Annotated in this window: 8 protein-coding genes; 6 read left to right on the forward strand and 2 right to left on the reverse strand. The window is 69.6% G+C overall.

Translation table 11 applies throughout. The features are described 5' to 3' along the window. Nucleotides 1–1,125: HD-GYP domain-containing protein (locus FXN61_RS41465; RefSeq protein WP_223165826.1), on the reverse strand; the 1,125-nt coding region annotated here is incomplete at its 3' end. A 343-nt stretch (nt 1,126–1,468) separates the two neighbouring features. Between FXN61_RS41465 and FXN61_RS41470 the strand changes: the two genes are divergently transcribed. Then, the gene (locus FXN61_RS41470; RefSeq protein ID WP_167979328.1) at nt 1,469–1,768 is read left to right on the forward strand and encodes a hypothetical protein; all 300 of its coding nucleotides are present in this window, start codon (nt 1,469–1,471) and stop codon (nt 1,766–1,768) included. Here FXN61_RS41470 and FXN61_RS41475 read toward each other — a convergent pair whose 3' ends face one another. Continuing rightward, a complete protein-coding gene (locus FXN61_RS41475) occupies nt 1,769–3,355 on the reverse strand; it encodes a bacterial transcriptional activator domain-containing protein (protein ID WP_167979329.1) in 1,587 nt (528 codons plus the stop codon). It abuts the gene before it with no gap. A gap of 244 nt (nt 3,356–3,599) precedes the next feature. Between FXN61_RS41475 and FXN61_RS41480 the strand changes: the two genes are divergently transcribed. The 5 genes from FXN61_RS41480 (at nt 3,600) to uca (ending at nt 10,768) form a co-directional block, all read left to right on the forward strand. Further along, a complete protein-coding gene (locus FXN61_RS41480; RefSeq protein ID WP_167979330.1) occupies nt 3,600–3,848 on the forward strand; it encodes a DUF4242 domain-containing protein in 249 nt (82 codons plus the stop codon). Between the two features lie 274 nt (nt 3,849–4,122). Next, complete coding sequence (locus FXN61_RS41485) at nt 4,123–5,670, forward strand: amino acid permease (RefSeq protein WP_167979331.1); 1,548 nt, start codon at nt 4,123–4,125, stop codon at nt 5,668–5,670. A gap of 66 nt (nt 5,671–5,736) precedes the next feature. After that, nucleotides 5,737–6,489, forward strand: a complete 753-nt coding sequence (locus FXN61_RS41490; protein WP_188136052.1) for an urea amidolyase associated protein UAAP1 — start codon at nt 5,737–5,739, stop codon at nt 6,487–6,489. Nucleotides 6,490–6,569: 80 nt separating this feature from the next. After that, nucleotides 6,570–7,166, forward strand: a complete 597-nt coding sequence (locus FXN61_RS41495) for an urea amidolyase associated protein UAAP2 (RefSeq protein WP_312878410.1) — start codon at nt 6,570–6,572, stop codon at nt 7,164–7,166. Continuing rightward, a complete protein-coding gene (gene uca / locus FXN61_RS41500; protein ID WP_167979334.1) occupies nt 7,163–10,768 on the forward strand; it encodes an urea carboxylase in 3,606 nt (1,201 codons plus the stop codon). Before FXN61_RS41495 ends, uca begins: the two co-directional genes overlap by 4 nt. Nucleotides 10,769–10,892 lie beyond the last annotated feature (124 nt).

Below are 10,892 nucleotides of genomic sequence, written 5' to 3' on the forward strand. Positions count from 1 at the left end.
GTGGTAGCCGCTGCCGTCCATGCGCTCGTGGGCCGCTGCCGCGATCGCGCCCGGCTTGGCCAGCGCCGCGGGACGGGCGAGGACACGCTCGGTGTAGTACGAGCTCAGCCGCACGCGCTCCCACTCGGTCGCCGACAGCGGCCCCTCCCGGTCCAGGATCGTCACCGGTACCCCGTGCAGCCCGATGTCGTGCAGCAGGCCCGCGCGCCGGGTGGCGACGACGTCGCCGACGGGGAGCCCCATGCTCCGTGCCGCTGCTCCGGCGAGCTCCGCGACGCCACGGCAATGTCCGGCCCGCGAGGTGCAGCGCAGGTCGGTGAAGTCGGCCAGCGCTTCCAGAGCCGTGTCCAGCTCGCCCTCCGTCAGCGGCCGGCGCACCCGCGGATCCGCCGTGAGCGGGTCGATCCCGGTGCCGGCGTCGGACAGCAACTCGGGGGCGTTCGCGAGGAACGCGTCGACCACGTCGGGCGCGAACTGGCGGCCACGCCGTGCTCTGGCGACTTCGAGCGCACCGTCGATCCCGCCGGTCCGATACCGGACCTCGACGACGTCGGCCAGGTGCAGCAGGCGGATGGTCGGCGCGATGTCCGTGCCACCCACCCCCTGCGGCACCCCGCGCCCGTCCCAGCGGGTGAAGAACTGCCGCAACGCCGTCACCACGTCCTGGCCGAGCCCGAGCTGCTCCGCCAGCGTCGACGTCGTCAGGCAGTGCGACTGCATGCCCTGTACGACACTCTGGCCGCCGCTCGCCACGATCGTCGTCGCCACGCGGAACCGGTGCCACATCGGCCCGCCGCGGCCGGCGTGGCGCAGGAAGAAGCCGAACCCGGCCAGTCCGGCGAGATCGACGTCGTAACTGTCCGCGCGGAAGGCGATGTCATCGCCGAACGACGCGGCCACCTCCGGGGAATCCGCCACACAGCCGACCCAGGCGAGCATCGAGACGTAGAACAGCGACCGCCGCTGATCCTCCGGCAGGTCCATGCGCTCGGCGAGCCGATCCGCGATCCGCCACGATCGGAGCACGTGCTCCATTGGTTGGCCCAGGCCGAGGTCCGTGGCCAGCGAGAACGCCGCCAACAGCTCTGCCAGGTCGATCCCGGCATCCCGATCAGCCAACTCCACCCGCGAAGCGTAGCTCCGGGTGTGTTTTCGCGTCGTTCGTCTGACTTTGCCGAAACCCTGCGGCGGCCGGTTGCTGCCATGTGCCCGCAGGCGGCCACTGGCCTCGGTTGACTTGGTCAGGCCTCGCTGCGCCGACTTGCGTGAGTTCGAGGCACCGAAGATGACGTGATCGATCGAGGAGGAGCAGATGGACGCAACCATTGGACGGGCTCAGCAGCATCGGCCGAGCCGTGTTCCGTTTGTCCTGGCTCTGGTCTTCGCATTCGTGCTCGGTTTGTTCGCGCTTCTGGCCGCTTCGGGCTCGTTCGATTTGGGAGATGCCCGAGCAAGCACTTTCGGCGTCGTGCTCAAGATCGTGTTCGCCATCGATGGCGCGTGCTGTCTCGTCGGAGCGGTGCTGCTGGTGCTCTCGCGGTCAGAGGGGCGGCTCCTGACCGCGGTGGGCGGTGGAGTCGCCCTTGCTCTTCCAGTGCTGGTCTTTTCGGCAGCCGTGGTGGCTCCGGAGGATTCAGCGTTCGGCGTCCGGCAGGTCGGAGGTCTCCTGGTGTTGCTCGTGACGATCCTGCTCGGCCTGTTGACGATGGTGCAGAGCCTGCGCCGTGACACTCGTGACACCATCGCCCGGCGTCGTGCCGGGTCGTGATCAGGACAATGTCGCCGTGGGTGACGTGATTGCTCTAGCGGTCGCCGGCGGCGGCTCGGCAGCGGGTCTCCTCGATCGGCTGCGCAGCGTGGAGTACAGCTCGGCTGCTTCGAGGTACAGCGCGGCCGCTTGGGCGGTCTGCCCGGCCGCCCCGCGCAGCTCGGCCCTGACCTCCCACAGCGCCGCTGACCACGGGCCGCCCTGCCACAGTCCGCTGATCCGTTCCGCCTCCGCCAGGTGCCGCCGGGCACGGGCCAGCTCGTTCGCACGGGCGCAGGCTCGCGCGGCCTCGATCCGGAAAGCCATCGAGCACGGGTCGCACACGTGTGTCGCCTCGGCGAGCAGGCGTTCGCCGTCGCGGACCGCGCCGAGTGCCTCGACGAGCCCGCCGGCGGCGAGGACGCGCAGTCCGTGGATCCGGATGACCAGATGAGACCGGATGCCCGACGCGTGAGCGAGCGGCACAGCGCGGTCGAGCAGAGCAACGGCGACGGCCCGGTTTCCGAGCCGGACGTTCGCTTCCGCGGTCCGTTCGAGCGCGAGGCTCTGTGCCGAGAGGCAACCTGCCCGCTCGGCGTCTGTCAGTGACTGCTCAAGGTGCTCACATGCCTGGTCGAGGTGGCCGGACAGCAGCGCGAACTCACCGAGCAGCAGGTGGGCCAGCGCCCGGCCGACCGTCGAGCCCGCCTCGGTCGCGATGGCGAGCAGGTCGCGGCCGAACGACTCCGCACCCTCGTGGCCTTCCGGTCCGTACAGGTAGAACTCCTGGAAACACAGGTGCGCGTCGAACACGGCGCCTTCCAGGTTTGCGGACCGCCGGACGGAATCGATGAACTCCTGCCGGAACTGTTGGTGCCACGTGCCTTGCGCGTAGGCGACGAGCGCCAGCAGCGTGGACGCCTCGCCCAACTCGTGGCCGAGGTTCGCGTCCAGCGCCAGCGCGCGTGCCCTCTTGGCAAGTCGCCCGGCCTCTTCGACGTTGCCCCGTCCCCAGGCGACCAGTCCGTTGGCCAGGGTCACCGCCACCGTCTGCTCCGCCGACGGCGGTTCGGCACCCTCGGCCAACGCCGTTTCGTAGAGCGCGACCGTCTCGGCGTCCGGCCCGACACCGATGCGTTCCCGCAGCGCCTCGCGGAGTAGTTCGAACTGGCGCAACGCTTCGCGGCGCCGTCCTGCCGCGAGGTGGCGCCGCATCATCGCTCGATGCGCCTCCTCATCGGTCTCGTCCAGTGCCAGCAGCCGGGTCCAGTCACCGGCCGCCCGCAGCAACGCGATGTAGCGAGTCCTTGCCTTGCTCCGCCGTTCTTCCGCCCACCATTCGTACCGGTCGTCCGGCAGCACGTCCCCGTCGTACAGCGCGGCTGCGGCGGCACACGCCCGAGCGTCGCCCGACGCCAGCGCGGCGTCCGCGGCCCCGGTCGAACCGCTCCAGGTCGCAGTCGAGGCAACCGTCCGGCCGCAACACCAGCACGTGACCTTCGATGCCGATCGCGTCGGGGTCGCCGAGTGCCGGCGGGCGTAGTGCACGGCCTTGCGCAGGTTCGCGCCCGCCGCCTCGACGGGCAGATCCGGCCACAGCAGCTCCATGACCTGCTCCCGGTGCAGCCGTGCCCGGCCTCCATCGCCAGGAGCTTCACCACGTCGGCTGCTCGCCGGCTGCGCCAGGCGTGGGTGGGGACGGGCTTGTCGTCCACCGTGACGCCGAACCCGCCGAGAACGCGCACCTGGAAGGTGGCAGGCATGGGCTGACCTTACGTCGGCCTGCGTGGGAACGCTCTGGGAACGCGGCGCGGCCTAGCCTCGCCGCACACCGTCGAAAAAGGAGGACGCGATGCTGTTCATGGATGTCCACAACGCACTGCCCGAGGGCGCGACAGCGAAGGACGTGGCGCAAGCCCACGAGGCCGACCTGCGCATCCAGGGCGAGCACGACGTGCGATACCTCAACTACTGGGTCGACGACCAGGCGGGGAAGGTGTTCTGCCTCGTCGAGGCCCCGGACGCGGAGGCTGCGCACCGAGTGCACCGCGAAGCGCACGGACTCGTCGCCGACGAGATCTATCCGGTCGTGCAGGGATAGGCCGTCACGGGGACATCCCGGCGGCCAAGAACCTGAGCACGCCCGCATGTTCCACCACGGCCACATCCACCTCGTCATCATCGGCGGCACGACCGACGTGTCGAGGCCGTGCCGCACGGTGGCCGCCCAGGATTCGCCAACGGGCTCCGCACCGCTCGCCTGATCAAGGTGGTTTACCCCGAATTTACGAGGCGTCACCGGAAGGCGAAACGGGGGAGCCGGACAGTCATACCTGTCGATCGACAGATATTCCGTCCGGCCTCTCGGAGGACCCATGAGCACGTCGCTCAGCGACACAGGTTCCCCTCCTGAACTCGGCTACGTCCAGGAGTTGCGCAGGGGCGTGGGAACGTTCTCGTCCTTCGCGGCGGGCTTCTCGTTCGTCTCGATCCTCACCACGGTTTTCCAGCTCTTCGGACTGGGTTTCGGGCTCGGCGGCGCCTCGTTCTTCTGGGCCTGGCCGCTGGTCTTCGCCGGGCAGCTGCTCGTCGCGCTGTGCTTCGCCGAGCTCGCGGCGCGGTGGCCGGTCTCCGGCGCGATCTTCCAGTGGTCCAGCCGGTTGGCGGGGACGACCGCGGGCTGGTTCGCCGGCTGGATCATGGTCATCGGCCAGGTCCTCACCGTCGCCGCCGCCGCGATCGCGATCCAGGTCGTCCTGCCGAGCATCTGGTCCGGCTTCCAGATCGTCGGCGGGCCCGGCGCGGACTCGTCGGTGGCCTCCGCTACCGGTGCGCAGAACGCGGTCCTGCTCGGCGTGATCCTCCTCGTGATCACGACGGTCGTGAACATCGCCGGAGTGCGGCACATGGCCGCGGCCACGAGCGTCGGTGTCACGATCGAGATCGTCGCGGTCGTCGCGTTGGTCCTCGTTCTGTTCGCTCTGCCTGAGCGTGGTCCTCAGGTCGTGTTCACCCACGAGGGCTGGGCCGGCGACGGCAGCTATCTCCCGGCGTTCCTCGCCTCGGCGCTGATGGCCGCGTACGTGATGGTCGGGTTCGACTCTGCGGGTGAGCTGGCGGAGGAGACCCACGCGCCGCGGCGGACGACCCCGCGGACCATCCTGCACGCGCTCATCGCGTCCGCCGTCGGTGGAGCGTTGCTCATCGTCGGGGCGCTGATGGCCGCGCCGAGCCTGACCGACGGCAACCTGGCGACCGGCGGGCTCTCCTGGGTGCTCACCGAACGCCTGGGCGGTGTTCTCGGCCGCCTGTTCCTGTGTTGCGTCGCCGTGGCCGTGTTCGCGTGCACGCTGGCCATCCAGACCGCGGGCGCCCGGATGATCTACTCGATGGCTAGGGACAAGGCCTTCCCGTTCCACCGCGGGCTCAGCAAGGTGTCGCCGCGCACCGGCACCCCGGTCGGCGCCTCGATCGTCGTCGGCGTCGGCGCGGCGATCGCACTCGTGGTCAACATCGGCCAGTCCGCGATCTTCACCGCGCTGTCGAGCCTGTGCATCGCGATGCTCTACCTCGCGTATCTGGGCGTGACGCTGCCGCTGCTGGTCGTCCGGATCCGGCACCGCACCACCGGCGGCTGGCCGGCCGGCGTCGACGAGCACGGCAAGCCCCAGTTCAGCCTCGGCGCGTGGGGAATCCCGCTGAACGCACTCGCCGTCGTCTACCAGATCGGCATGGCGGTCAACCTGCTGTGGCCGCGTCCTGAGATCTACGACCTCACCGGTGAGACCTGGTGGCTGCGCTGGAGCGCGTTGCTCGTGATCACCCTCAGCCTCGCGGCCGGTGCCGGGTACCTCGTCTTCAAACACCGGTTCCACGGCCGGATCGAGCTGCGTCACGTCCCGCACAGCGCACAGGAGGCCTGAGTGACCGACTCCGTTCTCAACGCCAGAGCGGACGCTCGCGCACGAGGCGGGCAAACGAGCGATTGGATGCCATACCTACCGGCGTCGTCGAGCCCGTACCGGCCCGCGGGATCGGAAGCGCTCACCTGGGCGGAAACCGTTGCCCCAGGTGGATATACGCACAAGGTGCTCGCCAGGGGAACCCGGATCCGGTTCGACGACCCGACCGGTGACGCCTGCGCGCACGTGATCGTCTACAACGCGCTGGAACCGGTCGAGCGGCTCAACGTCGCCGACACCGTGAAGATCCCCTGGCAGGCGTACCTCGGTGCCGGGCACCCGTTGCTGTCGGGTGACGGCCGCGTGCTCGCGACGATCGTCGAAGACACGTCCGGCCACCACGACGCGTTCTGCGGAACGAGTACCGAGGCGTGGAACCAGCAGAAGTACGGCGACGCCAGACCGGAAGGGCCGTCCCCGGCGGGCCGTTCGCTGTTCGTCAAGGCCGCGGCCAAACACGGACTCACGCCGCGCGACCTCCCGCCGAGTGTGTCCTTCTTCCAAGGAATCCAGGTCGACGCCGACGGAACCTTCGTGTGGCAGGGATCGGCGGGGGAGGGCACCTCGGTCGAACTGCTGGCCGAACTGCCGTTGCTGATCCTGGTGGCCAACGTGCCGCACCCGCTGGACCCTCGCCCGGAGTACGCGGCCGGACCGCTGCGCGTGCACGCCTGGCGCACCGCCCCGACAGGACCGGACGACGACCGCTTCCACGCCACGCCCGAAGCACACCGGGCCTATCTGAACACCATCGACTACGCGGAGGCGAGAGGACTTTGACCAGTTCTGTCCCAGTGGGAGCGACGTCCGCCCCTGGCTCACCTCTCGACTGGTCGGAACCGCTCGTCCCGGGCGAGGTCGTGCTCGACGAACGGGTCGCTCCCAACGCCTCCTGGTCGGCCGTGGTGCGCGCCGGCCACGTTCTGACCATTGTGGACGTTGGCGGAAATCAGTCGGGCGACTGCCTGATCTACAACGCGGCCGACACCGAGGAGCGCTACAGCGTGCCCGACACGCTGGCCTGGCAGGGCAACGCCTACGTCCGCACGGGAACGGTGCTGCGCAGCAATCTGGGCAACCCGCTCATGACCGTCGTCGGCAACGAGATCGACCGGCAGGACACCATCGGCGGCGCCTGCTCGAAGGAGTCCAACACGTTGCGGTACGGCCACCACGTCATGTTCCACCACGGGTGCAGGGAGAACTTCCTGTCAGAGGGCCAGAAGCACGGGCTCGGCCTGCGTGACCTGGTGTCCAACCTCAACTGGTTCATGAACGTCCCGGTCGAGGCGGACGGTGCGCTCGGCATCGTCGACGGGATGTCGGCGCCCGGCAAGCGGGTCGCGGTGCGTCCCGACACCGACGTTCTGGTCCTCGTCTCGAACTGCCCGCAGATGAACAACCCCTGCAACGACTTCAACCCGACGCCGCTGCGCATGATCGTTGTGCGGCCATGACGTCTTACGACGTCGTCCTGGTGGCGAACCGTGGCGAGATCGCGCGCCGGATCATCCGCAGCGCGCATGCCCTGGGCATGAAGGCGGTCGCCGTCTACTCCGACGCCGACCGCGCCGCTCCGCACGTCCGGGAGGCCGACACCGCCGTCCGGCTCGGTCCCGCTCCCGCACGCGATTCCTACCTGCGGGCCGACGCGATCATCGAGGCCGCTCTCGGCAGCGGCGCCGGACTGATCCACCCCGGCTACGGTTTCCTGTCCGAGAGCGTCGCGTTCGCCCGCTCCGTCGAGACCGCGGGCCTGCGGTTCGTCGGCCCGGCGTCCGAGCAGATCGCCGCGTTCGGGGAGAAGCACACCGCTCGTGAGATCGCGCGCCACGCTGGCGTGCCCATGCTCGCCGGGACCGGCCTGCTGCCGTCGGCGGACGAGGCCGTCGCCGCGGCCGAACGGATCGGACTTCCCGTGATGGTCAAGGCGACCGGCGGCGGCGGTGGCATCGGCATGCGGGCCTGTGCCACCACCGACGAGGTACGCGAGGCGTTCGAGCAGGTCGTTGTGTTGGCACGGCAGAACTTCGGCTCGGCGGGGGTGTTCGTCGAACGGCTGGTGCGCCCGGCCCGCCACGTGGAGGTGCAGCTCTTCGGTGACGGTCTCGGCCGGGTGGCGGTCATCGGCGACCGGGACTGTTCATTGCAGCGCCGCAACCAGAAGGTCGTCGAGGAAGCGCCCGCCCCTGCCCTGCCGGAGCACGTCCGCGAGCTCCTGCACACCTCGGCGCGGGACCTGGCCGCGTCGGTGCGCTACCGCAGCGCCGGCACCGTGGAGTTCATCTACGACCCGCTTCGCCAGGAGGCCTCGTTCCTCGAGGTCAACACGCGGCTCCAGGTCGAACACCCCGTCACCGAGATGGTGTTCGGCGTCGATCTGGTCGAGTTGATGCTGCGACTGGCCCGTGACGGCGCGGACGGTCTGCCCGACCGCGTCTTCGACTCCCCGTGGGTCCCGGACGGGCACGCGTTCGAAGCCCGCGTCTATGCCGAGGATCCCGCGAAGGAGTCGTTGCCGTCCTCGGGGCTCGTGACGCGGGCGGTCTTCCCCGCGGATCTCGACGGTGTCCGGGTCGACGGCTGGATCGAGACCGGGCTGGAGGTGTCGCCCCACTACGACCCCATGCTGGCCAAGGTGATCGCCGCGGGACCGAACAGGGACGCCGCGCTCGACCTCCTCGGTGAGGCGCTCGACGGCTCTCGCGTCGACGGGATCGTCACGAACCTGGGGTTGTTGCGCGCACTCACCGACTCCGACGACCTGCGGGCAGCGGCGCACTCGACCTCCACCCTCGATCGCACCACCGACCCCGATCCCCGCGTCGACGTCCTCGTCCCCGGGACGATGACGACGGTGCAGGACCTGCCGGGCAGGGTCGGGCACTGGCAGGTCGGTGTCCCGCCGAGCGGCCCGTTCGATCCGGTCTCGCTGGCCGAGGCGAACCTCGCCGTCGGCAACCCCGCCACGGCGCCGGGACTGGAGATCACGGCGACCGGACCGGTCCTGCGGTTCTCGGTTCCATCGGTCGTCTGCCTCACCGGCGCGCCCGTCGAGTCCGATGTGGACGGTGAACCCGTGCCGCAGTGGGAACCTGTCGACGTCCCCGCCGGTGGCACCCTGAGGATCGGCACCGCCGCCGGTCCCGGGCTGCGCGTTTACCTCGCCGTCCGGGGTGGGCTCGACGTGCCCGTCTACCTCGGCAGCGCCGCGACGTTCACCCTCGGCGGGTTCGGCGGCCACGCCGGTCGCGCGCTGCTGGCCGGCGACGTGCTGCGCCTGCGCTCACCGGACGCCGCGGAGAACCCGGGACTGACCACGATCGGCGGCCCGACCCCGGCGCACCGCCGTCCCGCGATCACCGGCAGCTGGCAGATCGCGGTCACCGAAGGACCGCACGGGGCACCGGAGTTCTTCACCCGCGACGACATGAACTCCTTTTACGTCAACGATTTCAAGGTGCACCACAACTCCGCGCGCACCGGCATCCGCCTGATCGGTCCCAAACCGGCGTGGGCCCGGCCCGACGGTGGTGAAGCCGGACTGCATCCGTCCAACATCCACGACACTCCCTATGCCATCGGCGCCATCGACTTCACCGGCGACACCCCGGTCGTCCTCGGTCCAGACGGCCCGTCCCTGGGCGGGTTCGTCTGTCCGGCCGTCGTCGCCAGTGGTGATCGGTGGAAACTCGGGCAGCTGCGTCCCGGTGACACGGTGCGTTTCGTGCGGGTGCGCGAGGCCGATGCCGCGTCGCTGGTCGAACGGCGTGCTGTCCCGCACGTCACCACGACGGGCGGCGACGAAGACGACGGTGTCCTGGGCCGGCTGGAGGAGACGAACGACCGCCCGTCCGTCACCTACCGCCGTGACGGCGACAACAACGTGCTCGTCGAGTACGGGCCGATGATCCTCGACCTCGCCCTGCGCATGCGGGTCCACGCGCTCCAGGAGACCCTGGCGCAACACGCTCCGGAAGGCATCATCGACGTCACACCGGGCATCCGTTCGTTGCAGGTCCACACGGACCCCGCCCGCCTCAAGGCCTCTGACGTCGCGCGGCTGCTTCAGGAACTTGAGGACGAAGTGCCGCCCACGCAAGATCTCGTGGTGCCGTCCCGCACGGTGAGGTTGCCGCTGAGCTGGGACGACCCCGCCACGAGACTGGCGATCGAGCGGTACATGGCCGGCGTGCGTTCCGACGCCCCGTGGACACCGTGGAACATCGAGTTCATCCGCCGCATCAACGGTTTGGAGTCGGTGGACGACGTACGCAGGACGGTTTTCGACGCCTCCTATCTGGTGCTGGGCCTCGGTGACGTCTATCTCGGCGCTCCGGTGGCGACGCCGCTCGACCCCAGGCACCGGCTGGTGACGACGAAGTACAACCCCGCGCGGACGTGGACGGCCGAGAACTCGGTCGGCATCGGCGGCGCCTATCTGTGCGTCTACGGGATGGAAGGACCCGGCGGCTACCAGTTCGTCGGCCGCACCGTGCAGGTCTGGAACCGCTACCGCCGTGGTGGGCTGTTCGCCGAGCATCCCTGGGCGCTGCGGTTCTTCGACCGGATCGAGTGGTACCCGGTCGAAGCCGCCGAGCTCCTCGAGTTGCGCGCCGAGACCGACGCCGGACGCGGCGACTTCGAGACGATCGACGGAACGTTCTCGATCGCCGATCATCTTCGTTTCCTGCAGGACAACGCGGACGACATCGCGGCCTTCCGGGCACGCCAGACGGCGGCGTTCGAGGAGGAGAAGGCGCGCTGGCGCCTCGCCGGCGAGTTCGACCGGCACGACGAACCGGAGGAGATCACCGCACCGGAGGTGACTCTGCCCGCCGGTGCTGTCGCCGTGACCGCACCGTTCGCCGCCACGGTCTGGCGGCTCGCTCTGGCACCAGGCTCCACAGTGGACGAAGGCGACCCCGTCCTCTCGATCGAGGCGATGAAGATGGAGGCCAAGGTGACCGCACCTGTCACGGGCAGACTGGTCGAGCTTTACGTGAGTCCTGGCGACGAGGTCCGTCCTGGCCAGATCCTCGCGGCGGTGCAGCCATGAGGCCGGATCCCGAAGCCGCGGTCGACGTACCTGCGCAGCAGCAGATTAATTGCCAAGTCATCTTCACGGTTGCGGGCGAGGCGATCGATCTTGTGGATAATGACGAAATCTGGCCGTAAGCGCT

The sequence above is a fragment of the Lentzea indica genome (assembly GCF_012184385.1).
GTDB lineage: Bacteria > Actinomycetota > Actinomycetes > Mycobacteriales > Pseudonocardiaceae > Lentzea > Lentzea indica.

Bases quoted from the DNA above. Each gene is read 5' to 3' on its own strand.
- FXN61_RS41480 (WP_167979330.1), top strand. From the start codon at position 3,600: ATGCTGTTCATGGATGTCCACAACGCACTGCCCGAGGGCGCGACAGCG.
- FXN61_RS41475 (WP_167979329.1), bottom strand. From the start codon at position 3,355: ATGGAGCTGCTGTGGCCGGATCTGCCCGTCGAGGCGGCGGGCGCGAAC.
- FXN61_RS41485 (WP_167979331.1), top strand. From the start codon at position 4,123: ATGAGCACGTCGCTCAGCGACACAGGTTCCCCTCCTGAACTCGGCTAC.
- uca (WP_167979334.1), top strand. From the start codon at position 7,163: ATGACGTCTTACGACGTCGTCCTGGTGGCGAACCGTGGCGAGATCGCG.
- FXN61_RS41490 (WP_188136052.1), top strand. From the start codon at position 5,737: ATGCCATACCTACCGGCGTCGTCGAGCCCGTACCGGCCCGCGGGATCG.